The sequence below is a fragment of the Pseudomonas sp. NCIMB 10586 genome, assembly GCF_023127895.1.
Taxonomy (GTDB): Bacteria; Pseudomonadota; Gammaproteobacteria; order Pseudomonadales; family Pseudomonadaceae; genus Aquipseudomonas; species Aquipseudomonas synxantha_A.
In genome coordinates this window covers 24,615-41,991 of record NZ_SPKQ01000013.1, presented here as the reverse complement: position 1 = coordinate 41,991, position 17,377 = coordinate 24,615, and the positions used below count along the sequence as shown (strand labels likewise).

At 58.3% G+C, this 17,377-nt stretch carries 15 protein-coding genes; 3 read left to right on the top strand and 12 right to left on the bottom strand.

From position 1 onward, the window contains the following. Positions 1-179 precede the first annotated feature (179 nt). Complete coding sequence (locus E4P01_RS06660) at positions 180-1,988, top strand: di-heme-cytochrome C peroxidase (protein ID WP_148852238.1); 1,809 nt, start codon at positions 180-182, stop codon at positions 1,986-1,988. Further along, entirely contained in the window at positions 1,985-3,151 is a 1,167-nt protein-coding gene (locus E4P01_RS06655) for a catalase family protein (RefSeq protein WP_148852239.1), read from the top strand. The genes E4P01_RS06660 and E4P01_RS06655 overlap by 4 nt, the downstream gene beginning before the upstream one ends. A 270-nt stretch (positions 3,152-3,421) precedes the next feature. On the opposite strand, the gene E4P01_RS06650 is transcribed toward E4P01_RS06655, so the two are convergent. After that, positions 3,422-3,613: a hypothetical protein gene (locus tag E4P01_RS06650; RefSeq protein ID WP_050549313.1), complete on the bottom strand. Its 192-nt coding sequence runs from the start codon at positions 3,611-3,613 to the stop codon at positions 3,422-3,424. 189 nt (positions 3,614-3,802) lie between these two features. Here E4P01_RS06650 and E4P01_RS06645 point away from each other — a divergent pair, with 189 nt between their 5' ends. Then, positions 3,803-4,378: an acyl-homoserine-lactone synthase gene (locus E4P01_RS06645; protein WP_050549314.1), complete on the top strand. Its 576-nt coding sequence runs from the start codon at positions 3,803-3,805 to the stop codon at positions 4,376-4,378. Here the strand turns inward: E4P01_RS06645 and E4P01_RS06640 are convergent. The 11 genes from E4P01_RS06640 to E4P01_RS06590 all read right to left on the bottom strand — a co-directional run bounded on the left by E4P01_RS06640 (position 4,371) and on the right by E4P01_RS06590 (position 17,377). Next, a complete protein-coding gene (locus tag E4P01_RS06640) occupies positions 4,371-5,909 on the bottom strand; it encodes an amidase (protein WP_078820789.1) in 1,539 nt (512 codons plus the stop codon). The two genes, E4P01_RS06645 and E4P01_RS06640, sit on opposite strands and share 8 nt — an antisense overlap. 37 nt (positions 5,910-5,946) lie before the next feature. Then, the gene (locus tag E4P01_RS06635; protein WP_050549315.1) at positions 5,947-6,651 is read right to left on the bottom strand and encodes a LuxR family transcriptional regulator; all 705 of its coding nucleotides are present in this window, start codon (positions 6,649-6,651) and stop codon (positions 5,947-5,949) included. A 191-nt stretch (positions 6,652-6,842) separates the two neighbouring features. Continuing rightward, entirely contained in the window at positions 6,843-8,234 is a 1,392-nt protein-coding gene (locus E4P01_RS06630) for an aromatic ring-hydroxylating dioxygenase subunit alpha (RefSeq protein WP_032877002.1), read from the bottom strand. A 39-nt stretch (positions 8,235-8,273) separates the two neighbouring features. Further along, on the bottom strand, positions 8,274-10,262 hold the full coding sequence (locus tag E4P01_RS06625) for an alpha/beta fold hydrolase (protein ID WP_050549316.1): 1,989 nt from the start codon (positions 10,260-10,262) through the stop codon (positions 8,274-8,276). Between the two features lie 34 nt (positions 10,263-10,296). After that, positions 10,297-11,874, bottom strand: coding sequence for a class I adenylate-forming enzyme family protein (locus E4P01_RS06620; RefSeq protein WP_158254352.1), 1,578 nt, complete (start codon positions 11,872-11,874; stop codon positions 10,297-10,299). Between the two features lie 69 nt (positions 11,875-11,943). After that, positions 11,944-12,327, bottom strand: a complete 384-nt coding sequence (locus E4P01_RS06615) for a Rieske (2Fe-2S) protein (RefSeq protein ID WP_216090993.1) — start codon at positions 12,325-12,327, stop codon at positions 11,944-11,946. Further along, positions 12,317-12,559: a hypothetical protein gene (locus E4P01_RS06610; RefSeq protein ID WP_032877005.1), complete on the bottom strand. Its 243-nt coding sequence runs from the start codon at positions 12,557-12,559 to the stop codon at positions 12,317-12,319. Before E4P01_RS06610 ends, E4P01_RS06615 begins: the two co-directional genes overlap by 11 nt. 144 nt (positions 12,560-12,703) lie before the next feature. After that, positions 12,704-14,941, bottom strand: a complete 2,238-nt coding sequence (locus E4P01_RS06605; protein WP_078820784.1) for a polyketide synthase — start codon at positions 14,939-14,941, stop codon at positions 12,704-12,706. Continuing rightward, complete coding sequence (locus tag E4P01_RS06600) at positions 14,938-15,258, bottom strand: acyl carrier protein (RefSeq protein WP_032877008.1); 321 nt, start codon at positions 15,256-15,258, stop codon at positions 14,938-14,940. Before E4P01_RS06600 ends, E4P01_RS06605 begins: the two co-directional genes overlap by 4 nt. Continuing rightward, positions 15,252-16,025 carry an SDR family oxidoreductase gene (locus tag E4P01_RS06595; RefSeq protein ID WP_078820783.1) on the bottom strand — a complete coding sequence of 258 codons (774 nt, stop codon included), beginning with the start codon at positions 16,023-16,025 and terminating at the stop codon, positions 15,252-15,254. The genes E4P01_RS06600 and E4P01_RS06595 overlap by 7 nt, the downstream gene beginning before the upstream one ends. Further along, entirely contained in the window at positions 16,022-17,377 is a 1,356-nt protein-coding gene (locus E4P01_RS06590; protein ID WP_216090992.1) for a fatty acid--CoA ligase family protein, read from the bottom strand. Before E4P01_RS06590 ends, E4P01_RS06595 begins: the two co-directional genes overlap by 4 nt.

The window sequence follows — 17,377 nt, the reverse complement described above, 5'->3', positions numbered from 1 at the left end:
CAATGGCTACCGGCATGTGAGCAGGAAACTTCTGATAAGTTCACGTGTTTAAAAGCATTTCCATTTATCATGGGGCACCGCGACGGATCGCGGGACCGCCTGCCAGCAGGCTCATCGCTACTTGCCGCACCTGTGGCGCAGTGGCATAACAACGCGACAATTCGACAAGGATAGTTATCTTGCGCACTTTTTCCCGTGTTTTACTCCTGATACTGATCGCCCTGGGCCTGATTCTGGCCGTGGTGCTCTATTACACCCTCAACCCCAAGCTACCGGACTACGTGCCAGTAAAGCAGGTGCACTACCAGGATCAATGGAGTGCCGCTGACCGCCAGACCTACTACTTCACGCCCCAGGGCACCCAGGTAAAGGGCCTGCACTACGATTGGTTCACGGCCCTGGAGCTGCCGTTCTCCGAGCAACGCTTTGCCGCGCCGGAGTACCTGGCGCGCTTTGGTTTTCTGGTCGACCCCAAGCAAGTGCCCACCCCGCAAAACCCTGGCAACCTGCCGGTAGGTTTTGCCCGACACCAGAACGCCGACAGCCAGGTTCAATACCTGGATATCACCTGTGCGGCCTGCCACACCGGTCAATTGCACTTCAAGGGCCAGGCCCTGCGTATCGACGGTGGCTCGGCGCAACACGTGCTGCCCTCCAGCGTACCCACCTTGCGGGGCGGCAGTTTTGGCCAAGCCCTGGTCGCCAGCCTTGCCGCTACGTATTACAACCCGTGGAAGTTCGAGCGCTTCGCCCGCAAAGTCCTGGGTGATCAGTACGATACCCAGCACAATCAGCTGCGCCAGGACTTCAAACAATCGCTGAACCAGTTCCTCAAAGTCGCCTGGAATGATACCCATCGCGGCCTCTATCCCACCGAAGAAGGCCCCGGTCGTACTGACGCCTTCGGGCGCATCGCCAATGCCAGCTTTGGCGACGCTATTTCCCCCGACAATTATCGTGTCGCCAATGCCCCAGTGGACTACCCGCAGTTGTGGGATATCTGGACATTCGACTGGGTGCAGTGGAATGGCTCGGCTCAGCAGCCCATGGCGCGCAATATCGGTGAAGCCCTTGGTGTAGGCGCAACCCTGGCCTTCTTCGACAGTGCCGGCCAACCGCTCCAGGGCGACGCTCGCTACCCGTCCAGCGTACGCGTGCGGGACCTGCACCTGATCGAAGAAACCCTGCAACGCCTCAAGCCGCCAACCTGGCCGGAGGACTTGTTCGGCGCCATCGACAAACCCCTCGCCGCCCAAGGCCGAGCACTCTTCGCCGAAAACTGTGCTGGCTGCCATATACCCGCGGTCACCGAGGAAAATGGCCGCCCGGTGCAGCAGTTGAAAATGCTGCCGGTGGACTACATCGGCACCGACCCCGGCACCGCCAGCAACATTGCCGACCAGCGTTATGACCTCAGCGCCCTGCAATGGGACCCGGCCGAACTGGCCCAACTCAATGTTGAACTACACCCTGCGCCCACCGCGCCACTGGATCTGAAAAAAATGTCCGTGGCCCAGGGGCTGGCCTACGTCACCGCCTTTGTCGAAGAACATGCCTACCGCGCTGCCGGCGTGACCCCGGCCGAGCGCCCGAGCCTGGACGGGTTCGGCCTGCCGATTGGCGTGCGCGAATTGCGTGCCTATAAAGCGCGACCACTGGCAGGCGTATGGGCTACCCCGCCGTTCCTGCACAACGGTTCGGTGCCGACGATCTACCAACTGCTTTCGCCCCAGGACGAACGCAGCACCACCTTCTATAAAGGCACGTTCAACTACGATCCACGCCATCTGGGTTTTGAAACCGCCTCGTTCAAGAATGCCTTCCTGTTCGATACCCGAATCACCGGCAATCACAACAGCGGCCACGAATTCCGCGCAGGCGCGCGGGGCAATGGCGTCATTGGCCGTGGCTTGCTGCCCCAGGAGCGCTGGGCGCTGCTCGAGTACCTCAAAGTACTGGGCGGCCCGCTGGAGCACCAACTGCCATGATTATTCGATCACAAAACAAGGAACGTTCCATGCTCGCTCGTCTCTGGCTGCGTCTCGGCGCTTTTCTCGGCAAGACCCTGTTGTGGCTGGTGGGCGTTGGGCTGTTGGGGTGGCTACTGGCGACCGTATGGTTCGCCTGGCAGCACAGTGGCCCGGTGTCAGCGGATGAACAGATCCCGCCGGGTGAAGCAGCGATGACCCAAGGCATCATCCAGACCGCCGTACGCATCGTTGACCAGCACCGCGAAGGCACTCGCTACCTGCGCGATGCCCATGCCAAGGCCCATGGTTGCGTGAAAGCCGAGGTCAGCGTTCTGGCGGATCTCGACCCGGCCTTGCGCCAGGGCGTGTTCGCAGAGCCGGGCAAGGTCTGGCAGGCGACGATGCGCCTGTCCAACGGCAACGCCTACCCGCAATTCGACAGCATCCGCGATGCCCGCGGCATGGCGATCAAGCTATTGGATGTGCCGGGCAAGCAACTGATGGCCGACCAGCAAGCCCGCACCGAGCAGGATTTCGTGATGTTCAGCCACCCGAATTTCTTTGTCAGCGATGTCGCCGAATACGCGCAGAACATCGGCGCGCAAGCGGATGGCAAGAAGGTCCTGGCGTTCTTTCCCAAGCTCGACCCGCGCAGTTGGCAAATACGTCACCTGTTTATCGCCCTGGCAACGCTGGCGCCCGCACCGGCCAGCCCGACGCAGACGACTTACTTTTCAGTGTCGCCCTACAAGTTTGGCGCGGCCAACGCCAAGTTTCGCGTCGCGCCCGACCCGCAAAGCTGCCCGGAATACGTACTGCCTAAACAGAACCAGGCCCTGCCGAACTTCCTGCGCAGCGCCCTCAATCAGCAACTGTCCACCGACCGCGTAGCGGCCTGTTTCGTGCTGCAGATCCAACGGCAGAACCCGCAAAAGTTCATGCCCATCGAAGACACCAGCATCGAATGGAAAGAAAGCGATGCGCCGTATGAAACCGTGGCCAAGGTCAGGATTCCTGCCCAGGATTTCGACACGCCGGCGCAGAACCTGGCCTGCGATAACCAGTCGTTCAACCCTTGGTTCGGTGTGGAAGCACACCGCCCCATCGGCGGCATCAACCGGTTGCGAAAGGCGGTGTATGAAGCGGTCAGCGACTACCGTCACAGCCGCAATACGCCGTAGCGGCCGTTGCGCGTAAAGAGCGCGTAACAATGGGCCCGGCGCCGTAAGGTTTGCGTCGGGTCTATTGAAGCCAGGAAGCCGAGGCCCTAGCGTGATCGTCAACTCAAATCTAAGCAGGAAATCACCGTGGAAAGCTCAACTCTCGGCATGCTCGTGCTTTCAATAATTGCAGTGTTCGGCACCGCGTCGTTTATTTTCGAACACTTGGCCGTTCGCCAGACACGCAAGAAAAAACTCAAATAACCCAGCAGTACTCGCCAGGCTTGGGAGTCAGCCGAACCTGTCCGAGGCAGACTTGCCCATACGCTCGAACTCCAACTCAAGATCATCGTCTGCAATAACCCCTGCGCAGTACAAGCGCAGCAGCATGTACAACGGAACAAGCATCCGCCCCGTCTTTTCAATTCGACTTCCTGAACTCTGGGTGACACCAAATTTCGCCCAGAAATCCGCCTGGGTCATCCCTTTTTTCGTTCGAAAAAAAATGACCTCATTCACAAACTTTGAACATCTATACATAAACGCCCAACTCCCGCTCAGAAGAAGGGGATCTTCACATACTCCTTGATATCAGGATACCTATCAACACTTATAGTTTAACGCTTATGCAATCTGCATAAAGCTATGCACTTCGAAGCCGAGGAAGCCAGCATGAAATATCTAATAGACAAACGCGAGAACATATCACCACGTTATCTGGAGGGCATGCATAAACTTCGGGCTTCAATCTTCAAGGATAAAAAAGGCTGGGATGTGTCGATAATTGCCGACATGGAGATAGATGGTTACGACGCCTTGGCCCCCACTTATATGCTGCTGATCGATGATATCAACGAAAACAAAGTGGCGGGCTGCTGGCGTATATTGCCAACCACAGGTCCCTATATGCTCAAAGACACGTTCCCCAACCTGTTGACCACTAAAAAACCTCCGCGTGCCGCCAACATCTGGGAGCTTAGCCGATTTGCCATAAGTGCCAGTGAGCGCGGCGGCTTCGGCTTTTCCAATACCGCCATGAAGGCCATTGGTCACCTCATCAGGCATGCGCACTCGCAGCACGTTGAAAAGCTCATCACCGTTACTTCCGTGGGTGTCGAAAAGATGCTGATGAAAGCGGGGCTGGAGTTGGTCAGACTAGGCCCGCCCCTGACTATCGGCGTAGAACGAGCCATCGCTGTTGAAGTTAACTTGAGCAACAAGACCCTGGACGCAGTCAATGCTATTTGATCTGAGTACTTGACGCCGCTGAAGAGTGAGGCGGGCTACGATGTCGCCAGGGCCGTGCAACTTCAAGCGAACGTGCAAGTTGCAGCAGCAAGGCCTCATTGCCCATCTTTGCGATGAACTGTGTGCCGATGGGAAGTCCTGTTTCGTTCCAGTACAGAGGCACACTCATCGCCGGTTGCCCGCTCATATTGAACGGTGTCGACCACCCCATATATTCCATGACAGTGCGCGAATGTTCTGCAAGGCGATTGCCCAGTCGCAGGGGCCAGTCCATTCCCCATTTACCTAATACTCTACGCGATAGGCGATCCTCCAACGGACTCAAGCGAAACGCTCCCACCTTCGATGCCAACTGGTTGGCTACCGGCGTCACCAGCACATCGTAGTGTTCATGAAAGGCGCTCATGATGCGCCCCTGATGAAGCGCCAACTCTCTCGCCCTGGCGAGATCGACCGCTTTGAGGATATGGCCCTGCCGGGCCAGGGCCCAGGTCCCGCTCTCGAAATCCGCGTAAGTCGCCACGCGATCAAGCATGCGCCCCGCGTTCTGCACCAGGCTCGCCATTTCCCCGCACACCAGGGTCAGCATGGCTTCGCATAATTGATCGGGGGATGCCAAGGGTGGATGGGCTTCAACCACCTCGTGCCCAAGGTCCGTCAACAGCTTCAAACTGCTTTCCAAAGCGGCGCGACAGTCGGGACTCAAATCCCCACCCAGAAAAGGCTTAAAGGTGTAAGCAATGCGCAGCCTGCCAGGCGCATCGCCGATACCCGCAAGAAACGATTGAGCCGGTGCGGGCCAACGGTAAGCATCAGCATCATCACTCCCCGCAATCAGGATATCGAGCATGGCAGCACTGTCGCGCACGCTTTTTGAGACCGCGTGTTCAACTACCAGACCCTGCCATAACTCTGAAAAATGCGGCCCGCAGGGAGACCGACCACGTGTTGGCTTGAGGCCGAAAACCCCGCAATGGGAAGCGGGTAGCCGAATTGAGCCACCTCCATCGCTGCCGTGGGCAATCGGGGTCATGCCCGCCGCGACCGCTGCACAGGCACCGCCGCTGGAGCCGCCCGGCGACAATTCCAAGTTCCAGGGGTTACGTGTGGCACCGGTTGCATCAGACTCGGTATAGGGATGCAAGCCCAACTCCGGCGTCGCGGTTTTACCGACAAAGATCAACCCCGCCTGTCGATAACGCTTGATCGTCTGCGAGTCCTCCCTGGCAACATAGTGCGCGAACAGCCGGGAGCCGTTACGTGTGGGGCAGCCCTGAATCTCCGCAAGCAGGTCCTTGACCAATAGGGGGACGCCGGACAACGGGCCGTCTGCCAATGGCACCTCGCATTGTGCCTTGGCCTCGCGCTCAAGAAGATGCACCACCGCGTTAATCGCGCCATTTCCTGCGTCGATCCGCTGAACGGCGGCGCTCACAAGCTCCAGAGGGGTTACTTCTTTAAGGCGCACCATCTCAGCCAGCGCAATGCCGTCCAACTGGTCGTATTCAGGAAAGTGGAACGCGCTGACCATAAGACCCCTTAATTGAAGGCGTTATCGATAATCCGCATCAGGGCGTGACCAGGCCGGAACGGATGCCGCTGATCACGGCGTGCTGGCGTGATTCAGCATTGAACTTACGCATAAAGTTGGTGACATGGTAATTAACTGTAACTTCTGCACAGGACAGAATTCGCGAAATTTCCCAAGAGGTTTTACCGGCGGCCACCCACTTCAGACATTCCAGCTCACGAGCGGTCAACTTCGGTGGTTTTTCGACCTCCTTTTCAGCAGCACTCTGTATTTTCTGGAACGATTCGATCAGATAATCACGCATCAAGGCAAATTGTGGCAGCCCCTTGGAACGAATGACGTCGGCCGGTGACTTCTCATCCGTAATAAAGTTCAACATTCCGAACTCTCCGCGCGGCCCATGGATGGGCATACACAGCCCCGAACAAACACCACTGGCACTCGCAGCCTCATACAATTGCTGTTCGGGCTTGTTAATAAAATTTTCCTTTGTCCAGACCAACGGCAATGAACTGTTCAAGCAATGAAACACAACAGGGTCGACTTCGTAATAGGCATTCGCGTCATAGATACTGCGCCATGACCTGGAATAATTACTGATGATGGTCGAAGAGCTGAAAGGCGTACTGATCGTGGGCTTAACCCCAAACAGCACCGAAGAAAATCCATACTCTTTCGCCAAGGCAAACAGCACTTTACTCCAGGCCTCCAGCGTCTCACACATCAGAATGTCTTCAAGCATCTTAACCTCCTTGTTATATGGGGACTATTAGTGGCCGCCCCACATTGAATGGCCACTATTCGAAGAGCAACGCTCACCTTGCCAGGCAGGTTGGATCCAATCCACTTCAAGAAGTAAGTTAACGAAAAAACATAGATTGTCAAATTAAACAAAAGTCATAATGGCGCGCATTAAGTCCCGTGACGAATGGTTCAATCGCGCCTGTCAAGATAGTGCATAAGTGTGTTATGGAAGTGCCGTATCCTGGATTCATGAAGATCGCTCAATACCAGCGGGTCATTGCTCAAGGCTTGCAGGCCCGCACGCATATTCTTGATATTGTCCATGTCCTGATCGTATACATAGCCTAACCAGTCAGGCAGTACACCGGCGTGCTCATAGGTGTCGTCCGGCCCCATTTCCACGGTCGCTGCAGGCTCGGGTCGCTGCGCGCCCTTGGGTATGTCGACCAAGTAGAAAAGATCGAAGATGCAGCTATTATGGTCGTTTTGGTTGGGGCGAAAACGCAGCACGGGCGGCAGAGAAATGCCGCGAAAGAAGATCATATTCGGGAACAGCGAATACTGCAGTACATCGACGGCTTCAGCGTCAGACAACCCACTGACATCCCTGCCACTGGCCAACCCGTATTGCAAACGCATCACACTGGCCATGTAGCGCCTTGCTGTCATGCCGGCCTGAAGGTGAGGGGCGTAGGGGCCGCTTTTCCCATTGAGTACGTTGCGATGAAATTGATCCATGATCGCCTGTTCGGACAGCGGCTCATGATCCTCGCAGACCGATAGCCCGACCGCGTGAAAACTGCGGCTCACATGACGCTCATCGGGTCGAACATCGTATTGCAGGGTATCGCTCAGATGGGCCCATGTATGCCCGTGCGTCTCGGGGGCATGCAACCCTTCCATGAAGGACTCCATGACGTTTTTCCAGTTCGCCGGGAGTATGTGCCGGCTGTGCCCCGCAATGTACTTGCCCTCATACTGATTGATGGCCAACTCACCGGGCAGGCTCTCCATATAATCGGCCAAAGGCTCGCAGGCAGGATCCATATTGATGAAAATGAAACCGCCCCAGGTGTCTGTCTTGACCTCCAGCAAACGGCGACCTTCCCAGTCGAGGTGGGCAAAATCCCATGCCGCCGGTATGCGCTTGAGGGTGCCATCCAGGTCCCAGGCAAATCCGTGATAGGGGCAACGCAGTTCTCGCACGCTCGAATCGCCCGAGCACAGGCGCCGGCCACGATGACGACAACTGTTGTAGTAGGCCTTGATTTCCAGTGCTTCGTTACGAACGAGGATGAAGGATAACTCGCCGATCTCGTAGAGCGTCAAATCCCCCGCCTCTGGAATTTGCTCCTCCCGCGCAGCCATCTGCCAAACTCGAGACCACATCCGATCCATTTCCAGTTGATGAAAACCGGCAGACAGATAGGCGTCGCGATCAACCTCCATCCTGTACCGGCCTGCGGGAAAATGCTCCCGCATATCGGCCGGGACACTGCTCTGATCGTCGCGTGCCAGGACCTCTTGATAATCGATGGGCATGGACAAGTCCGCGACGTGCTCGATCAATTTGCTTTTCATCTTCCCTCCTTTGATGCCGTGTGGATGAGCAGGCTGGACTTATGCATCCGCCTGGGAACCCGGCATCACCGGGCTGAGGTTCTTGATATACGCCGTCACCACCCCCAACAACCCCAGGTGGTTATACAAACCAAAATGATCCATGCCAGCGATTTCCGAATAGTCAGCACCCTCATGCAGTTCGATAAAGCGCTTTGACTCATGGGGGCTCACAGCTTCATCACAGGTGCCGGCGATGACATGGCACGGCACCCCGAGTTGCTCATCCTGCAGCGGGTACTCGCCGACTTGCAGCGCGGTAATAGCCCGGCTATAGCAATACAGCGACTCCGCGGATTCAAAGGGCAGGCTCGTCAGGTGGATAAGGTTCGGATCCGTCGCGTCGAGGATCTCGCTGGATTGGCGGCTCTGTGTCGCACTCTCGGTATTCTCACTGCCGGAGCGCGCAAAAAACGACGCGTGAAAGCGCTCTGCCTGGCTACGCGACTGTGAAATAAGCGGCAACACCTGCCGCAGGTTGCGCATGAAAGCGGTCTCCTCTTCCTCTGCGCTCACCAGGCCATACGCGCCACTGATAAGCGTCAGGCTCGCGACTTCTTTCAACTTGCGGGCGTGATAGGCGATGTAGGCCCCCGAACACCAGCCGATCAGATGTGCTTTTTCTATATTGAAGTAATCAAAAATCCGCTGCAGGTCGCCGATATGCGCCGCAACACTGACGTCAATGGTGTCGATATCATCCACGGGGCTGGGGATACCGCGGCTTTCCCAGGTAACAAAGCGGAAGTCATCTTCCAGGGCCTCCCTGAGGCGGTTGGCCAGTTCCAAAGGCATGCCGACTGCGTTGATGAAGACCACGGTTTCCTTGCGCTTGTCCGCCGAGGCATAGACATTGAGGGGCACCCGGTCTTGTGTATCGATCACGTATTGACGCAAGAGGTCAGGTTTGCGTTGGCTCAGCGCCACCACCCCACCCTTGATGTAGCCCTCGACGTCTGCAATCGTCAGCGCACAGCCGCCTCCATCGGCCCGAAGAAAGGTCTTGGTGTTGTGGATGTAGGGGTTGTAAAACACGGTTTTACGGGCCAGCAGTTTCTCGATGGCCGAGGGGTTTTCCAGCCCGCTTTCATCGATCTGCAAACCACTGAGCTCAATGGCCCGGGAAATAATATCGAGCAACACGCGCACTTCGATATTGGTCGACGACGTGGCGTGGAAGATGCCCCGCGGGCAACTCGCCAGATTGTCGTACACCCGCATGATGTCCTGGCACACCTGATCTACTGGCACCAGGTTGACCCTGGCGTGGGGCTTACCCGACAGGCGCACGGTTTGTTCAGTGTTGCGCATGGCGCGCTTGAGGCGGTTGACCTCCCTCAGGAACCCATACAGGCCAGTGGTGCTGCCACCTGCGGATTGAGTGGCCTGCGGACCGATAACAATCGACGGTCGGATAATCACCAACTCAATTCCACTGGCAGTGCACAGGCGGTCAATCAAGTGCTCGGCCGCACATTTGGTTTCTTCGTAATAGTTATTGAATTCAGTGCTCTGGTGCAGGCATTCCTCCACCTCACCCGAACCAACGCCTGCGGTATAAGCAGTCGAGATATAGAAAAACGTCTGGCAGCCCAACGCCTGTGCTGCATGGAACGCATGGGTCAGGCCGTTGATATTGTGCTCATAGATAATGTCGCGGTTCTTTTCTTCGAAATTGAGCGATGAAGCAAAGTGCAGGAAGACCGCCTGCTCCGAGGCCTGCGCCCGGGACTGAGCGATATCCATCCCCGCCAACGGCTGGGTGATATCGGCGCGCCGGGCTTTCAAGCCGGCAAAAGAGAGTCGCGCGTCAGTGGCAGGATAATGCTGGCCCGCCGAGAGCACCGCATCGCGGATACGATGTCGGCACTCATTGTCGTCGCGCCCCCTGACCAGGCAGGTCACATCGAACTCACCGGTGAGCAAATGCCGATAGATAAAATGGCTTCCCAGAAAACCAGTGCCGCCGGTCACATAGAGCTTTTTCATGTCGCCTTCCTCAAACGGTAAATGACGGGCCTGCTCAGGCCGGTTCATGGGCCTGTTGCAAAGCCATCTGGCGCAATTGATTTTTGGCAATCTTGCGCAAGCCGGCACGGGGAAAATCTTCCAGGAAAATAATTTCGCGAGGCCGCTTGAAGTCGGCCAGGCGCTCGCGGCAGGCCTGTTCGATATGCCGCCTGGCGAGCGCCTGGTCCTCACGACCGCTAGCGTTGAGCACGGCAAACAACACCGGTGTTTCCGTCAACAAGGGATCGGGACGCGACACTACCGCCACTTCGCTGATCATGGCGCTGGCGTACGCAGCGAACTCAATCTCCGAAGCCGATACGTTTTCCCCGCCCACCTTGATGATGTCTTTCAAGCGCACATCAAAAAACAGCACGCCCTCGGTAGTCTCGAAAAAGCGGTCGCCGGTGATGTACCAACCGTCCTCTGTGAAGGCGTCGCGGGTTTCGCCAGGCTTGTTGAGATAGCCCAGAAACAGATTCTTGCCGGGTTGCGCGTTGAACTGCAGATCGGCACTGATTCGCGCATTGAACGGCCCGGCATTCGTGACGGGATCGGTCAACCGATAGCGGTAGCCACTCACTGGCTTGCCAATCGAATAATTGAGGTCCGCGCTGTGCTGCTCGCTCGTCACACTGCCAATGGCAAACAGCTCAGTCATGCCCCACCACCCTACGGTCTTCACACCAAACAGCGCCTCCACGTCGGTGTTGCGGCTGGGAAAACCCCAAAACCTGAAGCTGTGTCGAACCGGTTTCTCCAGGGCTGCCAGGGCATGACAAACGAACGGCAGGATCGCGGCCCATGTGCATTCAAAGTGTGCCGCATCGCTCCAGAAGCGTTGGGGGTTGAACACCCGCCGCAGCACCATGGCGGCTCCCGAAAACAATGAGGTGAGCACTTGATAGGAAAAAGCCATGGTGTGGCAGAGCGGAAAAAACACCAGCGTCACATCGTTTTCGGTGACCTGCAGGTGCTCGATATTGGACTGCGCTGACCACACCAGGTGCGCGTGGGAGATGACGACGCCCTTGGGCTGGCTGGTAGTGCCCGACGTATAGAGGATCAGCGCTGGATGATCGCCTGCGACGCACGCCATGCCGACGCAGGCCCCCCGCATGGAGACGAGCTCATCGATACCAGGAAAAACGGAGCACTCGCCGGTGTCCTCGTCCGAGGCTGCCACCACTACCAGGGAAGTATGCAGGTCGCCGGCAAACAACCCCAGGTCATTGAGTGAGGTGACGACCATCTTCGGCGCAGCATCGCTGACGATGTAGCGCATTTCTTCCTGACTGAGGCGATTACCCACTACTACAGCGGTCGCTCCGAGATAGGCGCAGGCGAATACCAGGATCAACGCATGGGCTTCGACATCGAGGCACAGCACGATTCGATCGTCACGCTTGATACCCAGCCCGGCCAAGGCCACCGCTGCGTTGCTGATAGCTTGATGAAGCTGGGCATAGGACAGCTTCGCGGCACTGCCCAGATCCGGTAAGTGCAGCGCGGTACGCTGGGCATGCCGATCGCACACCTGCGCTAATGCCAGGCATACATTTGCACCGACGCCAGGGGTCAACTGTTCCATCTCACATTCCCTTGCCATACCAAAAATAGAAGACGCACATTGCCAGCCGCGGTGCCAGGCGAAGCAGGCTCACGTACCGCACTCCAGCCTGGCCTGTGCGCGTTGCTCGATCATCACGTCGCTGTCGATCAGATGCACCTTGTAGGTCGTCAGTGCGCAGCGGGTATGCGGCCCCAACGCCTCGCCCGTCTCCAGGTCGAACCTGGCGCCGTGGTGCGGGCAAATCAGTTGGCCGCGCCGGATCAAGGCGCCGTCCATCGTCTTACCCTGATGCGGGCAGCGGTTTTCCACGGCATAGACCGCCTGCCTGGCCTGGCAAAGCAATATCGCCTGCCCTTCTACTTGAACAGCCAGCGTGCCGCCTTCCTCCAGCGCATCCCGCTTCGCGGCGAACTGACAAGCGGGCGGATGCTCTACCAACGGCGACGACGCCTTCACGACCTCACTGCTCACGTTGGGCGAACCACTGGACGATCTGGTCGATACTGCAACCGTAGAGGCCAACTGCATCCTTTTGCGCAACGGTGACCTGGCTGACACGCTCAAGCTGCGCGAACAGTGCCATCATGGTCAGCGAGTTGATTTTCAATCGAGTCTCGATCAGTGGCACATGTGGCTCGACCGTCACGGCTCGGCCCAGGGTGGCCTGCAACGCGTCCTGGACGGTCTGGCGAGTGATCTGCATCTACGCCTCCTGTGGATGCCGGCGACCCGGGCATCGGTGCGGATTGGATTTTTATATTCCCCATCTTCCTGGCGGCCATCAACCTATAAGCCTTATGGGGAGACATCTTCCCGCGCCCATGAAAAACTTACCGCACGCGGGCTTTCAGTCTTCAACTGGCCAATAGCGTTGACGGGCGAACGGATACGTGGGCAGTGACAGTTTCTGTGCCTTTACCAAGCGGTAATAATCCAGCCAATCAAAGCTGATTCCGGCCTGCACAACGTCGCAGGCAAAGCGTTCCACGTCAGCGAACGTCAGCATTTCCTCGGCCAGATGCACGCAACGCCCGGACGATGGCACGGTTACAGCCCAGGCCTGGCGGCTGACGACGAGCACTGCAACCTGGGCCGAATCAGGCCAGCCAGGGGAAGCAAGCTGGGCGGCGCCCTGCCCCTCCTGCACAAACGCGCTCAACCACTCAGGGCTAGCGTCTAGTGCCGACGATGCGCCGCACCCGAGCTGCAGACAGCGGTTGATCCAGTGGCCGTAACCCCTGTCGATCACGGCCTCGAACACCATCCCCCAGCGCACCAACTGTTGATACAGCGCCACTTCGAACGCCAGTTCGGCGCAGCGAGCCGCCGCTTCAACGGTCTGTGGCGTACTGGAGAGACGGCCCAGGCACTCTGCGTAATCATCGGCCATGCGCTGGTATCTCGGCGCCGCCAGCCATGCCTGCCGACTGGCATCGTCAAGGTGCTGCGGCTGCTCGCACAGGTAATACACCAGGCGCGGCGTGAACGTCGCCGGCGCATCCAGCACGCTGTGTGCGGCCTCTTCAAAAAACCTGTCCACGTCTATGCCTGCTTTCAACACACCAGCGAACCGCTCGCGATGTGCGCTGCGGCTGATGTTTATGGTATGCGCCAGCGCCAGACGATCAATTGGCCCGCTGTCACGGACGAAATGGGCGAACCGCAGCAGGTATTGGCGTAGTTGCTCTCGCGTTGCGGCAGACAGACAAATCGGCACGTCCACCGCTGCGTCGGTCCCGCGCACCAGAGCTGGCGCAACGGACTGCAGCACGCTGAACACATTGGTGCCGCCGATCCCCAGGCAATTGATCGCTGCCAACCGCGCAGTGTCGGCGGGTTGCTCCAGCGCCTGCGACCACACCCGGGTGTCCTGGCTGACCCGGAACGGCGAATGCTCGAAATCGATGCGCGGATTGGGCGTGGTGAAATTGAGTGAAGGCACCAGGGTGTCGTGCTTTAGCATCAACGCCACTTTGATCAGGCTGGCGATGCCGGCTGCCTGTTCAAGGTGACCAATATTGGATTTGACACTGCCTATCGCACAAAAACCGTGGTCCTGGGTATCCAGGCGGAAGGCTTTTTCAAGCGCCTTGATTTCCAGAGGGTCGCCCAGGCTGGTGGCGGTACCATGACACTCCACATAACTGATCTGCCGCGCATTGGCGCGCGCCAGCGTGATCGCCCGCACCATGGCTTTGGCCTGCCCTGGCACACTGGTGGCGGTGTAGCCGATTTTCATCGCCCCATCATTGTTGACATGGCTGGATTTGATCAGCGCATACACATGATCACCATCGCGTATCGCGTCGGCGTGGCGGCGCACGATGACGCTCGCCACGCCGCTGCCGAACAACGTGCCGCTGGCATCACTGGAAAACGGACAGCAACGACCGTCGCGAGACAATAACGGGCTCTGTCCGAGGGGATAACCGGTATGGTGCGGAATACGAATGGCGGCTGCCCCCACCAGCGCAGTGTCGACCTCCCCCAGGCGCAGAGCGTTGCAGGCCAGGTGCAACGCCACCAGCGAACTTGAACACGCGGTCTGCACGGTCATGCTCGGGCCTGTCAGGTTGAGCTTGAAGGACAGGCGCGTGGCGAGAAAATCCTTGTCGTTACCCTGGTGAACCAGGCTGGCGGTTTCATGATGCAAGGGGTCGAGACGGTCACCAAACTGATGCAAATAGCTGGTGGTGATGCCCCCCATGCATGCATAGACACCCGTCACGCCGGCTTGAGCCGCCTTGACATGCCCGGCATCCTCAAGCGCCTCATACCCCACCTCCAGCAACAGTCGATGCTGCGGATCGAGCAATATGGCCTCGCGCGCGGAAACCCCGAAGAACCGCGCATCGAACCATTCGATGCCTTCAAGCACCGGGCTGCGCCGGATATAACCAGGCTCGCTCCATTGCTCGCGGGTGACACCCGCCGCGCTCAGTTGCTGATCGTCAAGGTCAACGATCGACTCGCGGCCCTGGCGCAGGTTCTCCCAGAACACTCGCTGGTCAGGTGCACCCGGAAAGCGGCATGCCAACCCGACAACGGCCAGGTCGCCCAGATGGCTCTCTAGGGCCTGGCTCACAGTTGGCGCAGATCACGCAGTTGGGCGTCCAGCGGGTCCGGACTCGGCCCCGGCACACCCTGTTGCGCATACGCTCGACACAAGTCCGCAACGGTCACGATGCTGGTGATCGCCACGGCATCGGCGAAGGGGTCTGTTCCATAAACCGCTTCCAGGTTGCTGATCAGCGTCGCCAGGTCCAGGGAGCTCAGGCCCAAGTCGCTGAAGCGGCTGTCAATTTCCACCGCCACCAAAGGCCCACCCTTCGCCCCCAGAACCTGAGCGATCTGGTGCTCTACTTGATCGAATACTTGATCCATGACTTGATGATTCAGCATGTGAAACCTCCATCGACTGCAATGTTTTGACCGGTGACAAAGGTGCCCCGGTCTACCAGGTACAGGATCAGATCCGCCACTTCCTGCTGGGTACCCAGACGCCCCAACGGTGTGCGGCGCTCGATCCTGCTGAGTGTCTGGGGGCTCAGGTCCTTGACCATGTCACTGGAAAAGTAGCCAGGCGAAACCGAGTTGACGCGAATGCCCCGTGGGCCCAGCTCCTTGGCCAGGCTGCGGGTCAAGCCATCCATCGCGGCCTTGGTTGCGCTGTAAACCGTCAGGCCGGAATGACCCCGCAGGGCATTGATAGATGACACATTCACCACGCTGCCCGCGCCACGCTTGAGCAGCTTGGCCGTGACCAGCTTGGTCAGGTACAACTGGCCCTTGAGGTTGATATCAAGCGCACTGTCGATGTCCGCCACGCGCATCGTGCTGAGGATGCCTTCAACACCGGTGGCGGCATTGTTGACGAGCCCGTCGAGGCCACCGAAGCGCTTTTCCACCTGCTGGACGAAGGCGGTGAGCGCTGAGTAGTCGGTGCAGTCCAGTGCCTGCCAATGAAAGTCGGCACGCTCGCTCAACTCCGTGACAGCCGGAGACTCTCGACGACTGAAGGTCGCGACGTTATAGCCTGCCTCCAGGAAACATCGGACCGTCGTCAATCCCAGGCCCTGGCTACCGCCACTGACAATGATGGTGCCCTTTACCGCAGATGGAGCGCTGTCATGGCGAGTGTGTAAAGCGTCAGAAACTGCATCAGTCATTGCGAGGCCACCTTGATTTTCTTGAATCGATCGCTGTGCAGGCGCCCGGTCACAAATTCGATATGACGCGGCACCTTGAAATCTTCCAACCCTTGCTGGCAATGCAGCATGATCTGGCGCTTGGTGTCGTCGGTGTCCAACTCACCCTCCAGAACGACCGTGGCGGCCACGATCTGCCCGGTGACCGGACTCTTGCGCCCCCATACCACGGCATCCTTGACGAAGGGGAGGCTCAACAGCCGACTCTCGACTTCTACCGGCAGCACTTTGAGCCCTCCCACATTGATCAGGCTTTCTCCACGCCCGAGGATGCGGAAATAATCGCCACGGGTTTCAACCAGATCCCCCGTGCATAGCCAGCCCTCCTGATCGATCACCGACGGCGCGTTCAGATAGCCGAGCATCGCGGTGCGGGTCTTGATCCACAGAATCTGATCAACCACCTTCACCTGCACATCGTCAGTGGCAATTTGAATCCACAGCGAGTCACTCGACTCCGAGCGCGTGGAGAGGATGCCCAGCTCGCTCATGCCATAGGTCTGCTTGAAACGCACAGCCGGGAACACCTCGTTCAGCGCGGCCAGGGTCGATTCGGGCATGGTCTCGGTGCCGTAGGTCACCAGTTCCAGGCTGGAAAGATCGTAGGTCTCGTACGCCCGTCCCCATAGCAGCATGTTGAGAAATGTAGGGGTGGCGGGAAGGAGCTGGATCCGGTGTTCAGCAATCTGCCGGCAAATGCTCACGGCGTCGCGGGAATCGAGCTTGACCAGTGTCGAGCCGCTGAATAAACAGTGCAGCAACGTATTGAAACCGCCGATATGGTCCAGCAACAGGAATGCAGCCGTGGTACGAGGCCTTGAGCGCGGCGCATCGCGGTATTTGGCAAAAAGCCTTTCGAGGCTGAGCAGGATGGCCTTGGGCTCGCCGCTGCTGCCTGAACTGAGCAATATCAGACCGGCTTCTCGGCGATCGAACAGGCCTGCCACCAACTCGTGGGTGGGCAACTGTGTGGTTAACGCCTGCAGATCGCCGGAGTGATCGGCGTCGATGATCCAACTGGCCCCTGTCGTACGTGCCACCGCCGCGCAGCGTTCAGACGAACTGCGATTGAGTGGCACCACCACGCAATGCCGGGTGTACAAGGCCAGAATCGCCCCCACCATCGCGCAGCTATAATCACCATTGATGATTACCGTGCAGCACGCGATGTTCTGGTGCGCCAGAAGCGCCTGCCAGGACATCATCGCTTGCCCTATGGCGTTGAAGGAGGACTGCTGCCCATCGGCGATCAGCGCAATGCCGTCGCCGAACGAAGCCAGGCGGTCGCTGATCCAATTACGTTCCTCTCTCAT